This is a genomic window from Fructilactobacillus carniphilus, assembly GCF_024029675.1.
Taxonomy (GTDB): domain Bacteria; phylum Bacillota; class Bacilli; order Lactobacillales; family Lactobacillaceae; genus Fructilactobacillus; species Fructilactobacillus carniphilus.
In genome coordinates, this window is sequence record NZ_CP097121.1 from 1256955 (window position 1) to 1276878 (window position 19924).

The window sequence follows — 19924 nt, forward strand, 5'->3', positions numbered from 1 at the left end:
CTTTTTTGTTACCATTAGGAAAACAACGGGAGGAAAAAACGATGAAATTTTATACCAATGACAACGTAGAGTTAGTTTATGACGATCAGGGTGAACCCACTGACCAACCAGTGGTCATCTTATCGGGAATTGGTGCTTACAAAGAATACTGGGAGGAAACGATTGCGGAACTCGTGACTCAGCACTACCGAGTGATTAACGTGGACGCTAGAAACCAGGGGCAGTCGGAACATACCAGCAAGGGGCTGCGGATTAGTCGGCATGCGGCAGATCTGTTCGAGTTAGTGGAAAAACTGCAACTACAAAAACCCATTTTAATGGGAAATTCGATGGGGGCTTCGACCATGTTTGCCTACCTGTCTTTATACGGCGCGTCTAACGTTAAGACGGTGGTCGACGTGGATCAGAGTCCAAAGATGATTAATGACCAGCAGTGGCATTGGGGCTTTAAAGACATTACCTGGGATGACTTTCACGAAGTTTTAAAACAACCGTTGGGAAAAACGACGTACACGAATTTTGCTGATGGTTTGTTTAAGAAGTTACAAGAACTTAAGCACCAGTATCCGTACGACGCGGACCTAAACTATCCGTTACTAGTGGATCATGCTACCCAGGATTGGCGTGACATTATTGCTAACTTGCAGTGCCCGCTGTTGATTGTTTCTGGGCAGGAATCCCCCTTCTTTAATCCCGAGTTTGGGGAAGTAGCCACGCGGATGTCAGCGCAAGTAACCCACGTGGTGATTCCACGGGCGGGACATCTGGTGATGGCTGAACAACCGACTGCATTTAACGCTGAATTAGTGAAATTTCTTGCAAAAGGAACAGAATAAACTGATTTGGAAAATTGCTCACAAAGTGGGTATAATAACAGATGAATTGATAGCAATTAAACAACGAAAGAATGGAGGTCTTCCATGGCAGAAGACGTATTTCAAATTCACAAGAACCATACGGGAGTCCTCGGTATCGAAGGCGAATTTCCCGTTGATAACAAAGAGGAATTAGCACTGGCGTACACTCCCGGTGTTGCCAAGGTATCAAAGGCCATTGAACAGGATCCGAAGCTGAAAGATGTTTACACGATGAGCGGAAAGCTGGTTGCGGTGGTAACTGACGGTTCTGCCGTTCTTGGACTCGGAAACATCGGTGCCGGTGCCGGGTTACCGGTGGTCGAAGGAAAAGCACTCTTGTACAAGGACTTGGCTAGCGTGAACGCGTTACCAATTGCCGTTGATCAAGATAGTGCTGCTGAAATTGCGAGCCACATTAAGGCCATTTCGCAATCCTTCGCCGGAATTCACCTGGAAGACATTGCGGCTCCCAAGTGTTTTGAACTCGAAGAATTGCTGAGCCAACAACTAGATATCCCGGTTTACCATGACGACCAAGAGGGAACGGCCATCGTTATTTTGGCTGGTTTAATTAACGCCGCTAAGGTGGTTAATAAGAACCTTACGGACTTAAAAATCGTGTTGAACGGAGCCGGAGCTTCTGGAATTGCGACGGCCCGCTTGTTGAACGCGGTCGGCATCAAGCACGTGACCCTCGTTGACATTGACGGAGTCGTGCATGCAGACAGTCAAAACTACAATAAGTATCAAACTGGTTTAGCCAAAGAACTAAACGGGTTGGATGGTCAAGTTCTGGACGACGTGATTGACGATCAGGATGTCTTTATCGGCCTTTCCGTTGCGAACGTGTTAAGTGGCGATCAAGTGAAGCGAATGGCTAAAGATCCCATCATCTTTGCCCTCGCTAATCCAGTGCCTGAAATTGATCCGGATGAAGCGAAAGCGGCCGGTGCAGCTGTAGTAGCCACCGGATCCAGTAAGTACCCGAACCAGGTTAATAACATTTTGGTCTTCCCGGGGCTCTTCAAGGGCTTATTGGCTAGTGGAATTAACCAGGTTACCTACCAGATTGAAGAAACCGTGGCACAAGCGATTGCGGCCATGATTCCGGAACCAACTGCGGGAGAAATTGTGCCCGGTGTCTTTGATAAAGGCGTGGTTGAGACCGTTTCCCAAGCACTCGAAAACTTAGCAAAGTAGGGAAAACAGATGGATGCAGAAATCAGGGAGATGAACCTCCAGAATCCGGATGAGTTTGAGCAGTGGCGCTCGTTTCTTGCGGGTCTAGGCATTGCGAACTTTACGGCTGATGAGGTGGATCCGTTAGACGGAACGATTGGGCTGTTCGAAGGGGACCGCTTAATGGCCACCGGATCGTACTCCGAAAACATTCTGAAGTACATCGGGGTGTGCCACAAAACCAGTGAAAATGGGGTCTACTTTAACAAGATTGTGTCAACGTTACTGACGATTTTAGGTCAGCAAGGGATTTTTCACATCTTTGTGTTCACCAAGCCCCAGTATTCGGCTAGTTTTCAGCACGTGGGATTTCAAGAAATCGTTCACAGCGAGAACGCCGCGTTCTTAGAAACTGGGCCGACCTCAATTAAGGACTACCTGGCCGGAATTCCCAAGGTGGAGGGCGTAAGCTCCGCCATTGTGATGAATGCTAATCCGTTTACTTTGGGACACCGGTACCTGGTGGAGGAAGCAGCCCGGCATAGCAGCCACGTGTACGTGTTTGTGGTTAGCACCGATAAATCGCTGTTTAACTCGCAGGAACGCTTGGAGATGGTGAAGGCCGGCACCGCTGATTTAGAGAACGTTGACGTGGTCAGTGGTTCGGACTATTTGGTGAGTTATGCCACCTTTCCAGCGTACTTTTTAAAGAGTGATACGAATCGGGTCCGGTACCAAACCACGATTGATGCGTTAATCTTTAAAGAACGGATTGCGCCGGCGTTAAACATTACCACCCGTTATTTGGGGACGGAACCACATTCAGAGACAACAAACGTTTATAATGAGGTTTTAGAAAGCGTCCTGCCACCGACGGTTCAGGTTGAGATTATTCCCCGGAAGGAAACGAACGGCAAGATTATCTCAGCGCGCGACGTGCGGTTGGCGATTAAGGACGATCGGTTAGCTGATTTAACTGACCTGGTCCCGCCGACAACGGCGACTTTCATCACGGAGCACAAGGTAGAATTGCAAGCACGGATTAGGAAAGGAATGAAGATTGATGGAAATTAAAAAAACAGCCATGGATGGCACGTTAGAGTCATCTGACATCCAAATCACCGTTAGCAAGGGAACGGATGGGGTGCAAATTGATTTAACCTCAGACGTCCAAGAACGATTTGGGGAACAAATTAAGCAGACCATTGAAAAGGTCGTGAAGGACTTTGACGTGGACAATGTTAACGTCAAAGCCGTGGACCAAGGGGCTTTGGACTGTGTCATTAAAGCGCGGACCATTACGGCCTTACAACGGGCCCTTGGGACCAGCGCAGAACCAGCATGGGAGGTACTCTAATGACATTTAAAAAAGATCGTTTACGGCGGACAATGATGTTCGTTCCCGGAAACAACGCCGGGATGTTAAAGGATGCCGGCATTTACGGCGCCGACTCCATCATGTTTGACTTAGAAGATGCCGTTTCGTTGGCTGAAAAGGATTCCGCACGAATCTTGGTCTACGAAGCTTTGCAAACCGTTGATTACGGTGATACCGAATTGGTAGTCCGGATTAACGGATTGGATACGGATTTCTTCCAAGCTGACATTCAAGCAATGGTGAAAGCCGGAATCGACGTCATTCGGATTCCCAAGGTCGAAAATGCCGACATGATTCGGGAAACCGAAAACTTGGTGGCTGCTGCCGAAGAAAAATTTGGCATTCCCGTTGGGACCACTCACTTGATGGCTGCGATTGAAAGCGCCGAAGGGGTCTTGAACGTGAAAGAAATTGCCAAGGCTTCGGACCGGATGATTGGGATTGCCTTATCAGCCGAAGATTACACGACGGACTTACAAACCCACCGTTACCCAGGCGGAAAAGAATTGGAATTCGCCCGGAACATGATTATCAACGCCGCTCGGGCTGCCAAGATTTCGGCCTTTGATACGGTTTACACCAACGTGGACAACGTGGATGGTTTGATTGAAGAAACTGAATTCATTCACCAATTAGGTTACGATGGGAAGTCAGTTATTAACCCACGGCAAATCCCTGTAATTAACAAGGTCTTTGAACCAAGTGAAGCAGAAGTTAAGAACGCCCAAAACGTGATTGCTGCCATTGAACGAGCTCACCAAGCTGGTTCTGGAGTAATTGCCATGAACGGTCAAATGGTGGACCGTCCGGTGGTAATGCGGGCTGAACGGGTTATGAAACTGGCCAAGGCTTCTGGAATCGTCGACAAGGAGGGTCACTACATTGGAGAATAAATTAGGACGGGAATTACCCAGCACTTTATTAGAAAAATTAGACTTTAAACCGTTTACGACCACTGAAATTGGTCACCCAATTGTGCAACGGACTGCTCCAAAGGTTCGTTTATCAACCGGTGATGACAAGGTCACAAACGACTTGAAACAAATCGTGAAGGATAACGTTAAAGACGGCATGACGATTTCTTTCCACCACCACTTCCGGAATGGGGACTTTGTTTTTAACCAAGTGATGAAAGAAATCATGGCACAAGGGATTAAAGACCTGACGTTAGCCCCATCTTCATTAACGGGTGCTATGAATGACGTAGCTATTGAAGCCATTAAAAACGGCACGGTTACTAACATCACCACCTCTGGGATGCGGGGTTCACTAGGGGACGAAGTTTCTCATGGTTTACTACCTAACCCAGTCATTTTCCGTTCGCACGGGGGTCGGGCTCGGGCCATCGAAAACGGCGACATTAAGATTGACGTGGCCTTTTTAGGGGTACCAAACGCTGACCGGTGTGGAAACGCCAACGGGATGTACGGGGAAGAAGCCTTTGGTTCGCTGGGTTACGCCTTAATGGACGCTAACTACGCTGACAAGGTGGTCCTCTTAACCGACAACCTCGTGGATTACCCCAACACGCCAGCTTCCATCAAGCAAACGCAAGTTGACTACGTAGTGGAAGTGGACCAAGTGGGTGATCCTGACAAGATTGGTTCAGGAGCAACTCGGTTCACGAAGGATCCGAAGAACTTGAAGATTGCGAACTTAGTTAGTGACGTCATCACCAATTCTTCGTACTTTAAAGAAGGATTCTCCTTCCAAACTGGTTCTGGTGGAGCTGCCTTAGCCGTTACCCGTTACTTGCGGACAGCCATGGTTAACAAGAACATCCACGCTTCCTTTGGACTCGGAGGAATTACGAAGCCAATGGTTGACCTCTTAGAAGAAGGTTTGATTGGCAAGTTAATGGACGTGCAAGACTTTGATAAGACGGCCGCCCAATCCATGAAGGATAACCTGGATCAACAAGAAATTGATGCTTCCTGGTACGCTGATCCTGATAACAAGGGGGCCATGGTTGATCAATTAGACGTTTCGATTTTGAGTGCCTTAGAAATTGACACCGACTTTAACGTGAACGTCTTAACTGGTTCCGATGGAGTAATCCGGGGGGCCGTTGGTGGACACCAAGATGCTGCCACTGCCAAAATGACAATTATCTGTGCACCGCTAGTTCGGGGTCGGATTCCTTCCGTTGTGAAGAGCGTCGGCACAGCCGTTACGCCAGGTAGTTCAATTGACGTGCTGGTTACGGAACGAGGGATTGCTGTGAACCCGAACCGTCCAGAACTCAAGGAAGAATTGTCCAACGTTCCTGGTTTGAATATTTACACCATTGATGAATTAGCCGACATGGCTCAAGCAATTGTGGGTCAAGAAGCAGACCTGAACTTCACCGACCGCACCGTTGGTTTGGTTGAATACCGGGATGGTTCGATCATTGATGCCATTAAAGAAGTAAAAGACTAGTTACACGCAAAAAGAAAGCGGGACCTGCTTGCCAGACGCCCGCTTTTTTGCTTGTTAAATTCTATGGGAGAAAACGGATGAGAGACCTATTTACGACGGGGACGCCCCAGACCATCGCCGACGTCTTACACAGTAAGGACGAACGGGTGCACCGGCAGCAACAATTGCTGACCCAGTTTCCGCAAGGGACGGTCGTGGCGCTGAAGATGAACGTCCCCGGTCCGATTAAGACCAATGCGGAGCTGCAAGAATTATTTATAGCCGGACAACGGCAGTTCGAAGCCCAGTTTCAGGATGTGAAACAGCTCCAAACACCGATTGTGACCACCACATCAGCCGGGACTGAGGTCTTTTATGTCTTTGCAGTAGCCGGAACGACGGCGAAACAACGCGCGATGACCTTTGAAGACCAGGAACCGCTGGGGCGCTTATTTGATGCGGACGTGTTTACCAGCAATCAGCAACATTATTCGCGCAGTACCATGGGTTATCCGGTTCGCCGTTGTTTTTTGTGTGATCGACCAGCGAAGGAGTGCGGGCGGAACCGAACCCACTCGGTGGCGGAACTGCAGACCTACTTTAATCAGGTGGCCACGGAGGTGCTCGGGGATGACTAACGCGTCGCTCGACCTTACCTTTCCGCAGCAGGACGCAGAAAGCATCAGTCAAACCGCGGTAGCAGCGCTTTTAGACGAAGTGGTTACGCACCCCAAACCAGGTCTGGTCGATCCGGTTGATAACCGGGGGCACGAGGACATGGACGTTTACCTGTTTATCGACAGTGCGCTGAGCATGCAACCCTACTTGAAACAGTGTTTTCAATCCGGAATAAACTTTACTGGCGTTGAGCTGACCAATTTAATGGCGCAGCTACGACCGTTGGGAATGACGGCGGAACGGCGGATGTTTGCTGTAACCAACGACGTGAACACGCACAAGGGCGCCATCTTCGTGCTGGGGATTATACTGGCAGCCTGTGGGTATGCCCAAGCGCAAGCCGGAGCGAGTGACATTCATTTGACCTCTGTTTTAGCCACCGAACGAGCCATGACGGCGGGGTTAATCAGCAATGATTTTTCCCAGTTAGACCACAAGGAACATCTAACCGCGGGAGAACGTCAGTACCTAGAGTATGGCACCACGGGAATTCGAGGCGAGGCAGAAGCTGGTTTTCCCACTGTTTTTCAGCATGGACTGCCAGCGTTGTTGGCTAGTTCCGGCAGCCAAAGGGAGCGGATTTTAACCGCACTGCTAGCCATCGTTGCGAACAACCGGGACAGTAACCTAATTAAACGGGCGGGAACTCCGGCAATCGTGGCTCAAGCTCAATCCCAGGCGGAAGAATTGTTACATGTGAAACAAACGACGGGTCGGTTAGATTTAGTGGCGTTACAACGGATGACGGATCAATTTGCTGCTCAGAATTTGAGTCTGGGCGGTTCAGCCGATTTATTAATTCTAACGATTTTTGTGGCACGGTTGACCCACCGGTTATAATAAGAATAATTATGACAAATGATTCGAGGAGGTTATCACATGGTTAAATTTATTGAACGCCAAACTCACTTCGTGCCTGTTGAGACAGAGGGGATTAAACAGGAACTAGATCTACCGTATGCGGATGGGGAACGTCAGCGACTCGATTTGTACTGGCCGGATGCAGCACAGGGTCCTTATCCGGTGATCATCGACATTCACGGTGGTGGGATGTACTTTGGAGCTAAGAGTTCGCAAAAACTGGCCGGAGCTTTAGAACTACGAAAACAGGGTTACGCGATTGTGAGTCCGAATTACTCGCTAAGTTACATGGCGCCGTTTCCCCAACCGGTTTACGAAATCAAAGCGGTAATTCGTTGGGTTAAAGCCCATGCAGCAGATTATCAGCTGGATCCTGACAATGTCTATTTGATGGGTGAATCATCAGGGGCCCAGTTAGCCATGCTGGCAGCGGCTTCGAGTGGATCCGGTCAGCTTCAGAGTCCTCTCGGTGGTAATTTCCACGTCAGTGACCGGGTGAACGGCGTGATTGCCTCCTACGGACCGTATGACTTAGCCCTGATGAAGGCCCAATTTGCGGTCTTGAACCAAACGCCCAAGTTTGCGGAAATAGGGGATGCTGATTCCTTTGAAGGGGTCATGCTGGGCTTTCATCGACCGGCCGACGTTCCAGAATTGAATGCCATGGCTAATCCGGCTACGTATCTTAATCAGCAGATGGTTCCAGTTTTAATGTACGCCGGTACGGGCGACCGAGTGGTTCCATACGTGCAGACGATTAACCTGGCGGCGCAAATTGCCACGGTGATTGGGCAAGACCAGGTCGAGGTTCACATTGTGCCAGACGTGCCCCATGGTCCATCCGGGTTCTTGACGGCTGAGGTAACTCAGCAAAAAGAGAACTTTTTAAAACGAAATCGCCATTAAATGCTAAAATAGAACCAGCGCTACAAAATAAGGAGTAGAGAAATGAAGACTGTTAAAGGAATTTTAAGTTGGATCATTCCCATTGTGCTGGGGCTACTAATTGCCTTGGTGATTAAGCAAACCCTGTTCACCGTGGCGAAGGTTAGTGGACCTTCCATGGATCCGAACTTACATGATCGTCAGACCATTATGGTGTGGCGGCAAGCAAAGCTCAAACGCGGCAGTGTAATTGTTTTCAATGCGACGGGCGTGGACCCGACGGCAGCCGCTAATGATGGTGTAATCAAACGGGTTCTAGGTTCTGCTGGGACTGACTACGTCAAGCGGGTTATCGCGGTTCCCGGTGATACGGTGGCATTTAAGAACAAAAAGCTGTACGTCAATGATCAAGAGGTGAAGCAACCTTATATCAGCAAGGAACAACAAAGTCAGGGAACGGAGTATGCCAACCAAGCTGGTAATTGGGACCTCCATTCTCTGTCTACCCAAGCTCCCAACTGGATGAAAGATAAGGGAGCCATGAAGGTACCCGCGGGTAAGTACTTTGTGCTCGGTGATAACCGGAAAGTCTCAAACGATAGTCGATACTGGGGCTTTGTTCCCAAGGATAAGGTGATTGGAGTGGTCCAAACCTTACCATTTGGGAGCACCAAGACTGAACGCAACAACATTAATCACCAAGCGCAATAGCTAAAAACAACTCACAATTAGTGGGTTGTTTTTAGTTAAAATTGCTTTTTCGTAGAGAACTTCGTACAATGACAACTAAACGAAAGGAAGCGGAAATGATGAACTTTGTAGAACCACTGACAGATGCAAAATTACGTGAGTTACAGCAGCATTTTATGGCTTGGTCCAACCATGAGGTGGTCGCCAATGCGATTAGTAGTAATGGGATTAACCAAACTGCGAAGAATGCGGCGGTTTTACGCCAGTTAAATCGGACTTTTTCGGATGAAATTAAGACCGGAAAGGTGTCGAACCAAAAGCAAAGTGGTCGGTGCTGGCTGTTTTCAATTTTAAACACGTTGCGGCATAAATTTGCGGACCAGTATAACGTGAAGGACTTTGAACTATCACAAAGTTATCTCTTTTTCTGGGATAAAATTGAACGGGCGAACATGTTCTATTCACATTTGATTGCTTTGGCAGACCGCCCGCTTTCGGACCGGGACGTTACCTTTTACTTGGAATCTCCTGATGATGATGGGGGTCAGTGGGCCATGGCTGCTTCACTGGTCCAAAAGTATGGGGTTGTTCCACGTGAAACTTTCCCAGAAAATGCCGTTACAGAAAACACCAGTGAATTTGCAGCCCTTTTGAATCGAAAACTCCGTAAAGATGGCTTAGCTTTGCGGAAGTTGGTTCGAGCTGGGGCTAATGATGCTGAAATTGTGGCTGCTAAAGATCAATTTTTGAACGAGGTTTATCAAATTACCGCTAGTGCGATTGGCGTGCCACCAGAACGATTTGACCTTGAATACCGAGACGATGACAACCATTACCACTTGGATCAAGACGTGACGCCCAAAGAATTTTACCAAAAATACATTGGCGTAGATTTGAACGACTACGTGGTGTTGAGTAATGCGCCCGATAAGAATTACTACCAAACGTATGCTTTACCGAGCCAGGATAACGTAATTGGCGGATTACCCATCCAATTTTTGAACCTGCCGATGGAGGAACTGAAGCAAGCGGCCATTACGCAGCTACAAAACCAAGAAACGGTGTGGTTTGGAAATGACGTATTAAAACAAGCAGACCGAAAAGCCGGCATTTTAGACAGCCAACTGTACCTACAAGATCAGCTCTTAGACGTTGATACGCAAATGAGTAAAAAAGAGCGGTTTGAATCTCGTGAGGCAGAAGTGAGTCATGCCATGACGTTAACCGGAGTCGACCTAATTGACGGTCAACCACGGAAATGGAAAGTGGAAAATAGCTGGGGCGACAAGGTGGGTAAAGATGGTTACTTTGTGATGGGGGACAACTGGATGAATGACTACGTTTACGAAGTAGTCATTCAACGTAAGTACCTGACGGATAAGCAACAAGCCGCACTAAACTCAGACTTGATTGTGTTACCACCATGGGATTCGTTGGCATAAATAAAAAAACCGTACTTAGTGGATTTTCACTAAGTCCGGTTTTTTAACGGTGTTCACCACTGGAGAAGTTATTTATTCTGGACTTGAGGCGCGGCAGGGAACTTTTTATAATTCAATGTTACAAGCATTGCAATTAAACACCGCGTAGTTGGAGGCCATTTTTAGCTTAATTGGGGTTTTGGGGTTCTTCTATTTGCCGGTTAGATGGTGAATAACCGATTTTTGGTTCGTGATTTACTTGGCTTGTTAGTTCGTTCCTTTTCAATGCTGATGGAATGGACTTAGTAATTAACATGGTGGCGCTATTGCTCTTTTTTTACAATCTTTATCGCCAAAAACATTCTGTTAGCCTTAATTGCTGAACTAGCAATTTCTAAACAGTACGAAGGAGCAGTGATGAGCATGGCTTCGTTCTGTGCGTAAGCTCTAATTACCTGGGTTGATGGCTTAAACGGAAAAATTTGGGATGTCCATATCCCAACCACGGTCTATCACTTAAGCTGCTTAATTGGAATGGTCGTTTGGTTTGGTGGTACACTTTGTATCATTGTGCAACAATTTATCTTTAAAAGGCGACAGGATTTAACTAATTAAAGCCCTGTTAAAAGTAGCTGAGTAAGGGGACTCATTTAGGTGGGTCTTTTTTTTTGAATTGGGACGTGGCTCTGCAAAATTGATTGTTTGCAATTAAAAAACAGGTCCCATCCGAACATTAAATCAGGTATGATAGATATAAGCACAGAAGGAGGAAAATTACATGTCATTAATCTTAGAAATTATCGGCATTATCATCTTACTAAATACGATTGCCGCAATTGTCACGGTGTTTCGTCAGCCACGAAACATCGCAGCGACTTGGGCTTGGTTCCTAGTCCTAGTTTTTATTCCGGTGATTGGATTCTTTATCTACGCCTTTTTCGGGCGTCGCTTACCCAAAAACCGGATGCTTTTGTTATCGGGAAGCACAAAAAAGCAAGTTAGTGCGTTAATCAAGAGACAAAAACGGCAACTCGGCAAGGTGACGCCAGAAGAAAACACCAACTACCAAATTTTAAACCGGGCGCAGGGCATGATTGAAATGTTTATGAACACAGCAACCGCACCGCTTCTGGGAAATAACAAGGTTGATGTTTATACCAACGGAAACGATTTTATTAAGCAATTATTTGCAGACATTGAAAATGCTCAGAGTTCCATTCACATCGAGTTTTATACCTTTTATGCCGACAAAATTGGGACGCAAACGCTTAATTTGTTAACCCAGAAGGCGAAAGAAGGAGTCGACGTCCGGGTGATTTACGATGCCTGGGGATCGATGGGAACCAACGAAAAGTTTTTCCGGCCTTTAATTGAAGCTGGGGGAAAGGCCTATCCATTCCTACACAACCGCTTTAATTTAATTGATATGCGGGTTAACTTCCGGGATCACCACAAGATTGTGACGATTGATGGTGAGTACGGCTACATCGGTGGGATGAACATTGGTGACCAGTACATGGGTTGGAAAAAGAAGTTTGGAAACTGGTACGACTGTATGATGCGGGTTCACGGTTTAGGAGTGCAAGGGCTCCAGTCTCGTTTCATTCTGGATTGGAACGCAACGGCACCGAATGACAAAATTGATCCCAACGAAAAGGATGCCATTAAGAAGTACTATCCTGAGATTCACACGGATGGCAATGCCGCCATGCAGATTGTGGCAAGTGATCCAATTTCCTCCATGGAACAAATCAAGATGGGGTACATCAAGTTAATTGGGATGGCGCATCACTCAATTAAAATCATGACGCCATACTTAATTCCTGATGAATCGGTTCTTGATGCACTGAAAATTGCAGTTAAGTCAGGTGTTCGGGTGGAAATTATGACCCCATCCATGCCGGATCACGCCTTTGTGTACCGGGCCACCCAGTACTACACGGAACAACTCACGAAGCTGGGCATCAAAGTTTATGCCTATAACAACGGATTCTTGCATGCTAAAACGATGGTGATTGATGATGAACTAGTTTCCATCGGTTCCGCTAACTTAGATTACCGGAGTTTTGAACTGAACTTTGAATGTAATGCCTTTGTGTACGATAAGGACCTGGCTAACCGGATGGAAGCCATCTATGAGGCCGCGATTGCAGAAAGTACTTTGCAAACCCAACAAATTTTTGCCAATGAGTCCTGGTGGTTGAACTTTAAACAACACTTTAGTCGGTTATTGTCACCACTGCTCTAAATTTAGAGGAGATGAACAGAGATGAAAGCCAAATCAAGCAAACGACGCTGGCAATGGGTGGTCGGTTTAGCGGCCGGCTTACTGGTGTTGGGGCAACGGAAGCCTTGTAAATAAAAAACCGTCACCAATTTGGAGACGGAGATTATCTTATTTAAACGGACATTGATTTTCGTGATCGTTAATCATTCCAGCAGCCTGAAAGAACGAATAACAGACCACGGGTCCCGTAAACTGGAAACCACGTTGTTTAAGATCTCGACTCACTTGATCGGTTAACGGAATGGTTTTAGGAACGGCAGTAGCATCAGGCACATCATGTTCAATGGGCTGGTGGTGAACATAGTCCCAGAGGAAATCGCTAAAGTTGGTTCCCGCTGCTTCTAATTTTACTACGGCCTGGGCGTTATGAATGATAGCCGTGAGTTTGCGTTGATTGCGAATGATGGCCGCGTTTTGTAATAGGTCCGGCAGGTCTGACTCCATTTTTGCTACTTGGTGGTAGTCAAACTGGTGAAAGGCAGTCAGAAAGGCCACGCGCTTTTTGAGGACCGTCGACCAGCTCAAGCCGGCTTGCATCAATTCTAAGGAAAGTAACGCAAAGAGTTCCTGACTCTCGAGGTGAGGTTTACCCCACTCTTGATCATGGTAAGTAACAAGTTGTTGGTTAGTTGATTGAGCCCAGTGGCATCGGTGAGAAAGGTTTGACATAAATAGCTCCTGTACAAAAAAATTGGGTTGGAATGTCACTAAATGTAACATGAAGTATAGGTTAATTAAGCAAAAAAGCCTATTTTAAAGTTGGGGAACTCCCTGATTAATGGAAACAAGGAGGATTAACAAGTGAAATCAATGATTAAATTTACGGACGTGCAAAAGTACTACGGTTCTTTTCATGCCCTTCACGACATTAACTTAGAAATTAAGGACGGGGAAACGGTGGTTCTGATCGGACCATCCGGTTCCGGGAAATCGACCTTGTTACGGACCATTAATGGACTAGAGACGGTGGAATCCGGGCAATTAATTGTCGATGGTCAAGACGTGGCTAGTAGCGCCACGAACCTCAACAAACTGCGGACCAACGTCGGAATGGTGTTCCAACACTTCAACCTCTACAATAACAAAACGATTTTAGAAAACATCACATTAGCACCCAAAATCGTGTTAAAACGGGGCGACAAGGAAAACCGTGAGATTGCGGAAAAATTGCTGGAACGAGTGGGCTTAGCGGATCAGATTAATAAGTACCCATCCCAGTTATCCGGGGGACAACAACAACGAATCGCGATTGCGCGTTCTCTAGCAATGAACCCTTTAGCCCTTCTCTTTGATGAACCAACCTCTGCCCTAGACCCAGAAATGGTCGGGAGTGTGCTGGACGTTATGCGTGAAATTGCGTCTAACAAAGATTATACAACGCTCGTGGTAACTCACGAAATGGACTTCGCCCGCGCCGTGGCTGATCGAGTTATTTTTATGGCCGACGGTCGAATCTTAGAGGATGCGCCGACGGATAAATTCTTCGATCACCCAGAAAGCGAACGGGCCCGGAAGTTCTTGTCTCAAGTGGAACATCACTAGGAAATGAGGTGCAGTGAATGAGTAAATTACACGAACGACGAGTGGGATTAGTGGCGTCCATCGTGCTCGTGGTGGTGTTAGTGGGAGCCATCGCCCTCGGTCTCAACCACCAAAAGAGTCAAGCCCGCAATAACGATAGCTTAGAAACGATTAAAACCACGCACGTCATGCGCTGGGGCGTTAAGTCCGATACCCGGCTGTTTGGGCTGATTAGTCCTAAAACCGGCCAGAGTGAAGGATTTGACGTGGACGTTGCCCGCGCCGTGACCGAACAAATTGCCAAGCAAACGGGGACGAAGATTAAACCGGAATTTACGCCGGTAACGACGTCTTCCAAAATTCAACTGTTAAAAAACAACCAGGTTGACGCCGTGGCTGCTTCCATGACGATTACGCAAGAACGGGCCAAAGTGGTGGACTTTTCTAAGCCGTACTTCCCGGCCGGTCAATCTTTACTGGTTAAAAAGGGATCACCCATCAAAAGTATTAAGGATTTAAACCGTCCCGACGCCACCATCATTGGGGTAATGGGAACGACGGCTTTGCAAACCACGAAGCAGTTCGCTCCCAAAGCCAAGGTGATTGCGATGCCGGATAACTCGCAGGCCTTTAGTGCACTGCAATCAGGTCAAGGGGATGCTATGACCACTGATAATGCCATCTTGTACGGGTTCTCTTCACAGAGTCCGAGTGTGCAAGTGGTGGGCGGAACCTTTACGAACCAACCGTACGGATTGGCAGTTAACAAGGGACAAACCCGCCTCCAACGTGAAGTTGATCAAGCGTTGGTTACAATTCGACAAAACGGAACGTACGAACGCTTAATCAAGAAGTGGTTTGGTAACATTCCAGGCCTAGATTGGAGGGAACTACTGAAATGATTAAAATCTTAACTGATAACTGGCAAACCATTTTAACTGGATTTGGGTACACCATCGGAGCTTCCATTCTAGGTCTCATCGGTTCGCTAGTCTTAGGAACGGTATTTGCCCTGATGGAAATGACGCCCCAACCAGTCATCCGGGGGATTGGGAAAGCTTTTGTGGAGTTCTTCCGGAACATTCCGCTGTTGGTAATTACGTTATTTTTCTACGTGGTGGTTTCCCACTTGCTCAAAATTAATGGTTTTTGGTCCGGAACCATGGCCCTCGCGCTTTATACCTCGGCTTTTATTGCCGAATGTATTCGGGGAGGAGTTAATTCCGTTGATCCCGGGCAAATGGAAGGGGCCCGTTCCAACGGAATGACGTACACGCAAGCAATGGTGCACGTGGTCTTACCGCAAGGCTTTAAGTTGGCGCTTCCTTCGTTAGGGAACCAGTTTATTAACTTGATTAAGAACTCATCCATCCTGTCCTTCGTGGCTGGGTTGGATTTGATGTACCAAGCTAACGTGATATCTGGAGCCAACTTGGATCCCTTTAACACCTACATCGTCATCGGAATTTTCTACCTGTTATTGACCGGACCGTTGTCCGTGTTGATGACGAAGCTCGAAAACAAGTTAGGGGGGAGTAACTAATGATTTTATCTGCTTTTAGTGCTACGAACCTCCACTACCTGATGGGAGGATTGGGAATTACCATCGCGGTTTCCGTAATTTCCATTATCATCAGTTTTATCTTTGGAACCTTATTTGGAGTGATTCTCTACGAAGAAGTACCATATTTCTCACGGACTGTGCAATTAATTGTGAATACGATTCGGAACTTGCCACTCCTGCTACTGATTTTCTTTACCTACTTTGCCTTGCCAAAGCTAGGGATTGAACTAAACGCCTTTACTGCTACGGTGGTGGCCATGTCCGTCTTTGAATCAACGATGGTTTCACAAATCATTCGGGGTGGATTGCTCTCCGTCGGGAGAGGTCAGTCAGAAGGGGCTTTATCAACCGGGATGAACCGGTGGCAAACACTGTGGTACATCTTGTTACCGCAAGGATTGAAAAACTCGATTCCCCCGTTGATTTCGCAATTTATTTCCTTGGTTAAGGATACGTCCCTGGCTACCGCCATCGTGTTGACGGAAATGATGTTCCGGAGCCAAGTCATCTACGGGCAAAATCCGAACTATATGATTCCGATGTTTGCCTTAGTGACGGCCCTGTACTTCATCGTGAACTACAGTCTGTCGTTACTATCCAAGTGGTTTGAAAAACGACTTTCGCTCTAAAACGCTAGCTTTTCGTTATTAAGTTTGGTATCATTATCATATAAGCTTATTTTAACTTCTAAATTGGTATCTGACTAAAATATTTAAAACCGGGCATCCCAGATGGGGTACCCGGTTTTATTTTGGAACGGGAGGACGTTATGGAACAATGGCAAGCAGACTGGGCGTACCAAAAGTATTGGATAATGGCGCACTCCCAGCATTTATACAATGCCTGGCGTCGCTTGACCCGCAACAACCAGTGGGACGATGATAAGGCAGTAATTGCCCACGAACTGCTGTTGGCCGCGGGCGAAATGCAGCCAACAGTTAAAACCCTGCGTAACACCTATCAACACGTCTGGGGTTACTTTAAACGGAGTGCCACACCAGCAGAAAAGGCGGAATTCCAAGCGGCGTTGGCAGACTTGACGCCCGAAGTGGATCGCGTAAGGCCGTTGTTACTGACGTTGGCACACCAGTATCGGGTTGACTACTTATTACAAAGTCGGTTATTACAAGAATGGGAGGATGATGACCATGCGCCTCTGGCATGAAGCCTTGATTCAGAAACTACCTCGCCAACAACTGCTAGGACAACACCGGGAGTGTGCAGCGTTGCGGGGCAACGGTTGGGGTCGTAAGCATGCGACCGTGAACTACGTCTTTCAGCATTCACCGTATAAATTGTTTCAGTTTCACATGCTGGTGATGGACGAGATGGAACGCCGGGGCTACCATCCGGATCAAAATTGGCGCCAACCGGAGTATCGGGGCAAAACTTGTCCAGCATATCAGGAACTGACTTCCTGTTCATTAACTAAGCCGATTTATCCAGAGCATGATGATGCTTATCTGCAGTTGTGTGAGCGACTACTGGCAGAGCGGACGAAGAAAGTGTAAAAATGCAGCCGGAAAAGCATCATTTCTGGCTGCATTTTTGCTATTTTATTTGTCATTCCAATAAACGGCTTTTTTCTTAACCCGGGTGGAGTGGGCGTGCGGTTCATCAATGGTTTTCAGGTTCGTAACTTCTTGTCCCTTCTGGAACGAGATGGGTTGTTTGTGCGCTAAGACTTCATTTAAAGCATTAACGCTCTCTTGAAAGCGGGGCGCCCGACTGATGTAAGGTCCAGCCCCATCTACAACGACGATAAACTGGTGTCCATCAGGAGCTTGCATGAAGGCGGAAATGCCGCCCCCGTATTTGGGACTAGATCCCGTTTTGTAGTTTTTGAAGCTGAGGTTCAATGGATTATTCAAGTGAGGTTTAACGCCCTTTTGAAAACGTGATAGTTCGGTTTCTAGAGATTTGGATTGGTCTGGTTTTGGATGATAGATAAAGTCAAGATCATGATAATCCTGGTGAAGTTCCGGACTAATTTGAAGGTTTCGGTAGGCCATTTTGGCCACTTGTGCCACACTTGCCGTATTTTCGGCATTCCACTTCTGGTGGCTAACCTTGTAAGCCCCGGCGTTCCGGTTTAGTTGTCCTGCCGCGTTAAACCACTTGGAGCCCCGGAGGTTCAGTTCCTGGGCCCACTTGGTTAGCGCCTGTTGCTGGGTTAAGCTCTTGGGTTTCATGAAGTCTGCAAGGGCAAAGGCCGCGTCGTTAGCAGACAGGGTGTACATGGCATTAAAGAGGGTTCTGACCTGCAGTTTTTCGCCTTCATGAACATCGAGGTGGGCATAGACGTTGGGATCTTTGTGGGACCAATCTGATTTTTTGGTAATCGGGACTTCCGTATTCCAGGTAATCTTTTTGGCTTTAATGGCTTTTAACACGGCATAGGCGGTTAACATCTTACTTTCTGAGGCGATTCCGACCTGTTGATTAGCGTTTTTTTCACCCAGCACCTGTCCGGTTTGGGCATCAATCACGATGGCCTGATGGGCCTTGGTTTGGTTGAGATGCAGCGGTTTGGCCAAAGCAACGGTATTGGTGTGTTTTTTAACTGGGATGGTCTTAGCGGGTTTGGGAGCCGACTGAGCTTGGTAGGAATGATAAGCGATGCCGGCAGCTCCACCACTAATGAGTAGTAGTAAAACTACGATGATGATTCCAGTCCGTTTCCGGGTAAACCAGGAACGAGAGCGATGATAATGATGCTGGTTAAATTGGTTGTCCATTAACGGAGACCACGCTTTCCAAAAGATTTAGCCCATGGAGGCCATTACCTTTATTATATCAATCTATGTCATAGTTTTCGACCAAACTAAAAAGGCATTTCAACGAGAAATGACTTTTTAGGTAAATAATTTAATTTTTTAGAATCAAGAAGAAAATCAGGAAGACAATTGCTAAGGCGTACATCATCCAACCCACTTCTTTACCCCGTTTAGCGGCAATCATGGTAATTGGGTAGGCGATGAAACCGAGCGCAATTCCATCTGAGATACTGTACGTTAGTGGCATTCCGACTGCGATTAAGAACGCTGGGGCAGCTAATTCAAACTTGCTCCAGTCGACCTGTGCGAGCGATTTAGCCATCAAAACCCCAACGATAATTAAGGCGGGCGCCGTAATTTGACTGGTAATCACAGCCAGTAACGGGGAGAAGAACATCGCAAAGATGAACATAATTCCCGTAACGATGGCGGTGAATCCAGAGCGACCACCCACGGCGATTCCGGCGGATGATTCGACGTAGACACTCATCGGGGAAGTTCCCAGCAGTGATCCGACTAACATGGTCGTTGAATCAGCAGCGAGGGCTCTTCCAACCCGAGGCATTTGGTTGTTGCGCATGTAACCGGCTTGTTCTGCCAGGCCAATCAGGGTTCCGGCTGTATCAAAGAAGGTTACCAGCAGGAAGGTTAGTACCACGACGAACAACTGCGGAGTGTTAATTTTATCCACGTTGAAGAGTCCGACTAAAAAAGTTGATTTGATGCTGGGCACACCAGCAACAATTGCCGTAGGGAGTTTGATAATGCCGGTAATCATTCCAATTGCGGAGGAAATGATCATCCCAACGAAGATGGCTCCGGGAACCTTGGCACTCATCAAGAAGAGGGTGATGATTAAGCCTGCCACCGTGAGTAAGGTCAACGGATTAGTGAGGGAACCGAGGCTGACCAACGTACTCTTGTTAGCAACCACCAGGCCCCCATCGTGAAAGCCGATGAAGGCGATGAAAAGTCCAATTCCGCCTCCAATCGCGGCCTTTAAATCTACGGGAATCGCATTGATGATTTTTTCCCGCAGTTTCATTGCCGTTAAAATGATGAAGAGGATTGAGGCAATGAAGACCCCACTCATGGCCGTTTGCCACGGCACCTTCATCCCGATACAAACAGAGTAGGCGAAGAAGGCATTCACTCCCAGCCCGGCTGACAGCGCAAACGGATAGTTCGCAATGACTCCCATCAAAATACATCCAAAGGCAGTTGCTATGGCTGTGGCGGTAAAGACCGCTCCCTTGTCCATTCCGGCTGCCCCTAAAACCTGGGGGTTAACGAAGAGGATGTAGACCATTGAAACAAAGGTCGTTACTCCGGCGAGCGTTTCCGTGCGGAAGTTCGTCCCGAGCTCCTTAAAGTTGAAAAACGACGCGATTTTAGTTCCCATAAAAATCTCCCTTACGTCTAATGT

At 47.3% G+C, this 19924-nt stretch carries 21 protein-coding genes; 18 read left to right on the top strand and 3 right to left on the bottom strand.

Annotated elements, in window-relative coordinates:
• Nucleotides 1-41: 41 nt before the first annotated feature.
• The 12 genes from M3M37_RS06310 (at nucleotide 42) to cls (ending at nucleotide 12597) form a co-directional block, all read left to right on the top strand.
• Entirely contained in the window at nucleotides 42-836 is a 795-nt protein-coding gene (locus M3M37_RS06310; RefSeq protein ID WP_252794965.1) for an alpha/beta fold hydrolase, read from the top strand.
• Nucleotides 837-920: 84 nt separating this feature from the next.
• Complete coding sequence (locus M3M37_RS06315) at nucleotides 921-2057, top strand: NAD(P)-dependent malic enzyme (RefSeq protein WP_252794966.1); 1137 nt, start codon at nucleotides 921-923, stop codon at nucleotides 2055-2057.
• Nucleotides 2058-2066: 9 nt separating this feature from the next.
• A complete protein-coding gene (citC, locus tag M3M37_RS06320; protein ID WP_252794967.1) occupies nucleotides 2067-3110 on the top strand; it encodes a [citrate (pro-3S)-lyase] ligase in 1044 nt (347 codons plus the stop codon).
• The gene (gene citD / locus M3M37_RS06325) at nucleotides 3100-3393 is read left to right on the top strand and encodes a citrate lyase acyl carrier protein (RefSeq protein ID WP_252766563.1); all 294 of its coding nucleotides are present in this window, start codon (nucleotides 3100-3102) and stop codon (nucleotides 3391-3393) included. Before citC ends, citD begins: the two co-directional genes overlap by 11 nt.
• Nucleotides 3393-4307: a citrate (pro-3S)-lyase subunit beta gene (gene citE / locus M3M37_RS06330; RefSeq protein ID WP_252766564.1), complete on the top strand. Its 915-nt coding sequence runs from the start codon at nucleotides 3393-3395 to the stop codon at nucleotides 4305-4307. The genes citD and citE overlap by 1 nt, the downstream gene beginning before the upstream one ends.
• The gene (gene citF, locus M3M37_RS06335; protein WP_252794968.1) at nucleotides 4297-5835 is read left to right on the top strand and encodes a citrate lyase subunit alpha; all 1539 of its coding nucleotides are present in this window, start codon (nucleotides 4297-4299) and stop codon (nucleotides 5833-5835) included. The genes citE and citF overlap by 11 nt, the downstream gene beginning before the upstream one ends.
• Before the next feature lie 77 nt (nucleotides 5836-5912).
• Nucleotides 5913-6452, top strand: a complete 540-nt coding sequence (gene citX / locus M3M37_RS06340; RefSeq protein ID WP_252794969.1) for a citrate lyase holo-[acyl-carrier protein] synthase — start codon at nucleotides 5913-5915, stop codon at nucleotides 6450-6452.
• On the top strand, nucleotides 6445-7332 hold the full coding sequence (gene citG / locus M3M37_RS06345) for a triphosphoribosyl-dephospho-CoA synthase CitG (protein ID WP_252794970.1): 888 nt from the start codon (nucleotides 6445-6447) through the stop codon (nucleotides 7330-7332). The genes citX and citG overlap by 8 nt, the downstream gene beginning before the upstream one ends.
• A gap of 39 nt (nucleotides 7333-7371) precedes the next feature.
• Nucleotides 7372-8259, top strand: a complete 888-nt coding sequence (locus tag M3M37_RS06350) for an alpha/beta hydrolase (protein WP_252794971.1) — start codon at nucleotides 7372-7374, stop codon at nucleotides 8257-8259.
• A gap of 42 nt (nucleotides 8260-8301) precedes the next feature.
• The gene (gene lepB, locus M3M37_RS06355; protein WP_252794972.1) at nucleotides 8302-8949 is read left to right on the top strand and encodes a signal peptidase I; all 648 of its coding nucleotides are present in this window, start codon (nucleotides 8302-8304) and stop codon (nucleotides 8947-8949) included.
• 95 nt (nucleotides 8950-9044) lie between these two features.
• A complete protein-coding gene (locus M3M37_RS06360) occupies nucleotides 9045-10370 on the top strand; it encodes a C1 family peptidase (protein WP_420842984.1) in 1326 nt (441 codons plus the stop codon).
• A 757-nt stretch (nucleotides 10371-11127) separates the two neighbouring features.
• Nucleotides 11128-12597: a cardiolipin synthase gene (cls, locus tag M3M37_RS06365; RefSeq protein ID WP_252794974.1), complete on the top strand. Its 1470-nt coding sequence runs from the start codon at nucleotides 11128-11130 to the stop codon at nucleotides 12595-12597.
• 147 nt (nucleotides 12598-12744) lie between these two features.
• On the opposite strand, the gene M3M37_RS06370 is transcribed toward cls, so the two are convergent.
• On the bottom strand, nucleotides 12745-13305 hold the full coding sequence (locus tag M3M37_RS06370) for a DNA-3-methyladenine glycosylase I (RefSeq protein ID WP_252794975.1): 561 nt from the start codon (nucleotides 13303-13305) through the stop codon (nucleotides 12745-12747).
• A gap of 141 nt (nucleotides 13306-13446) precedes the next feature.
• Between M3M37_RS06370 and M3M37_RS06375 the strand changes: the two genes are divergently transcribed.
• The 6 genes from M3M37_RS06375 to M3M37_RS06400 all read left to right on the top strand — a co-directional run bounded on the left by M3M37_RS06375 (nucleotide 13447) and on the right by M3M37_RS06400 (nucleotide 17232).
• A complete protein-coding gene (locus tag M3M37_RS06375) occupies nucleotides 13447-14178 on the top strand; it encodes an amino acid ABC transporter ATP-binding protein (RefSeq protein ID WP_252795933.1) in 732 nt (243 codons plus the stop codon).
• A 17-nt stretch (nucleotides 14179-14195) separates the two neighbouring features.
• Nucleotides 14196-15059 carry a transporter substrate-binding domain-containing protein gene (locus M3M37_RS06380; RefSeq protein ID WP_252794976.1) on the top strand — a complete coding sequence of 288 codons (864 nt, stop codon included), beginning with the start codon at nucleotides 14196-14198 and terminating at the stop codon, nucleotides 15057-15059.
• Nucleotides 15056-15700 (top strand): amino acid ABC transporter permease, encoded by a 645-nt coding sequence (locus M3M37_RS06385; RefSeq protein ID WP_252794977.1) that lies wholly within the window; start codon nucleotides 15056-15058, stop codon nucleotides 15698-15700. The genes M3M37_RS06380 and M3M37_RS06385 overlap by 4 nt, the downstream gene beginning before the upstream one ends.
• A complete protein-coding gene (locus tag M3M37_RS06390; protein ID WP_252794978.1) occupies nucleotides 15700-16350 on the top strand; it encodes an amino acid ABC transporter permease in 651 nt (216 codons plus the stop codon). Before M3M37_RS06385 ends, M3M37_RS06390 begins: the two co-directional genes overlap by 1 nt.
• Nucleotides 16351-16490: 140 nt before the next feature.
• Nucleotides 16491-16886, top strand: a complete 396-nt coding sequence (locus tag M3M37_RS06395) for a YbgA family protein (RefSeq protein ID WP_252794979.1) — start codon at nucleotides 16491-16493, stop codon at nucleotides 16884-16886.
• Nucleotides 16870-17232, top strand: a complete 363-nt coding sequence (locus tag M3M37_RS06400; protein ID WP_252794980.1) for a TIGR02328 family protein — start codon at nucleotides 16870-16872, stop codon at nucleotides 17230-17232. The genes M3M37_RS06395 and M3M37_RS06400 overlap by 17 nt, the downstream gene beginning before the upstream one ends.
• A gap of 45 nt (nucleotides 17233-17277) precedes the next feature.
• Here the strand turns inward: M3M37_RS06400 and M3M37_RS06405 are convergent, their stop codons facing one another.
• Together M3M37_RS06405 and M3M37_RS06410 are read right to left on the bottom strand one after the other, a co-directional pair.
• Nucleotides 17278-18459 (bottom strand): D-alanyl-D-alanine carboxypeptidase family protein, encoded by a 1182-nt coding sequence (locus tag M3M37_RS06405; protein WP_252794981.1) that lies wholly within the window; start codon nucleotides 18457-18459, stop codon nucleotides 17278-17280.
• Between the two features lie 130 nt (nucleotides 18460-18589).
• Entirely contained in the window at nucleotides 18590-19900 is a 1311-nt protein-coding gene (locus M3M37_RS06410) for an NCS2 family permease (protein WP_252794982.1), read from the bottom strand.
• Between the last annotated feature and the right edge of the window lie 24 nt (nucleotides 19901-19924).

Coding starts and splice junctions, on each gene's coding strand:
- M3M37_RS06310 (WP_252794965.1), top strand. CDS start 42: ATGAAATTTTATACCAATGACAACGTAGAGTTAGTTTATGACGATCAG.
- M3M37_RS06315 (WP_252794966.1), top strand. CDS start 921: ATGGCAGAAGACGTATTTCAAATTCACAAGAACCATACGGGAGTCCTC.
- citC (WP_252794967.1), top strand. CDS start 2,067: ATGGATGCAGAAATCAGGGAGATGAACCTCCAGAATCCGGATGAGTTT.
- citD (WP_252766563.1), top strand. CDS start 3,100: ATGGAAATTAAAAAAACAGCCATGGATGGCACGTTAGAGTCATCTGAC.
- citE (WP_252766564.1), top strand. CDS start 3,393: ATGACATTTAAAAAAGATCGTTTACGGCGGACAATGATGTTCGTTCCC.
- citX (WP_252794969.1), top strand. CDS start 5,913: ATGAGAGACCTATTTACGACGGGGACGCCCCAGACCATCGCCGACGTC.
- citG (WP_252794970.1), top strand. CDS start 6,445: ATGACTAACGCGTCGCTCGACCTTACCTTTCCGCAGCAGGACGCAGAA.
- M3M37_RS06350 (WP_252794971.1), top strand. CDS start 7,372: ATGGTTAAATTTATTGAACGCCAAACTCACTTCGTGCCTGTTGAGACA.
- lepB (WP_252794972.1), top strand. CDS start 8,302: ATGAAGACTGTTAAAGGAATTTTAAGTTGGATCATTCCCATTGTGCTG.
- M3M37_RS06360 (WP_420842984.1), top strand. CDS start 9,045: ATGATGAACTTTGTAGAACCACTGACAGATGCAAAATTACGTGAGTTA.
- cls (WP_252794974.1), top strand. CDS start 11,128: ATGTCATTAATCTTAGAAATTATCGGCATTATCATCTTACTAAATACG.
- M3M37_RS06370 (WP_252794975.1), bottom strand. CDS start 13,305: ATGTCAAACCTTTCTCACCGATGCCACTGGGCTCAATCAACTAACCAA.
- M3M37_RS06375 (WP_252795933.1), top strand. CDS start 13,447: ATGATTAAATTTACGGACGTGCAAAAGTACTACGGTTCTTTTCATGCC.
- M3M37_RS06380 (WP_252794976.1), top strand. CDS start 14,196: ATGAGTAAATTACACGAACGACGAGTGGGATTAGTGGCGTCCATCGTG.
- M3M37_RS06385 (WP_252794977.1), top strand. CDS start 15,056: ATGATTAAAATCTTAACTGATAACTGGCAAACCATTTTAACTGGATTT.
- M3M37_RS06390 (WP_252794978.1), top strand. CDS start 15,700: ATGATTTTATCTGCTTTTAGTGCTACGAACCTCCACTACCTGATGGGA.
- M3M37_RS06395 (WP_252794979.1), top strand. CDS start 16,491: ATGGAACAATGGCAAGCAGACTGGGCGTACCAAAAGTATTGGATAATG.
- M3M37_RS06400 (WP_252794980.1), top strand. CDS start 16,870: ATGCGCCTCTGGCATGAAGCCTTGATTCAGAAACTACCTCGCCAACAA.
- M3M37_RS06405 (WP_252794981.1), bottom strand. CDS start 18,459: ATGGACAACCAATTTAACCAGCATCATTATCATCGCTCTCGTTCCTGG.
- M3M37_RS06410 (WP_252794982.1), bottom strand. CDS start 19,900: ATGGGAACTAAAATCGCGTCGTTTTTCAACTTTAAGGAGCTCGGGACG.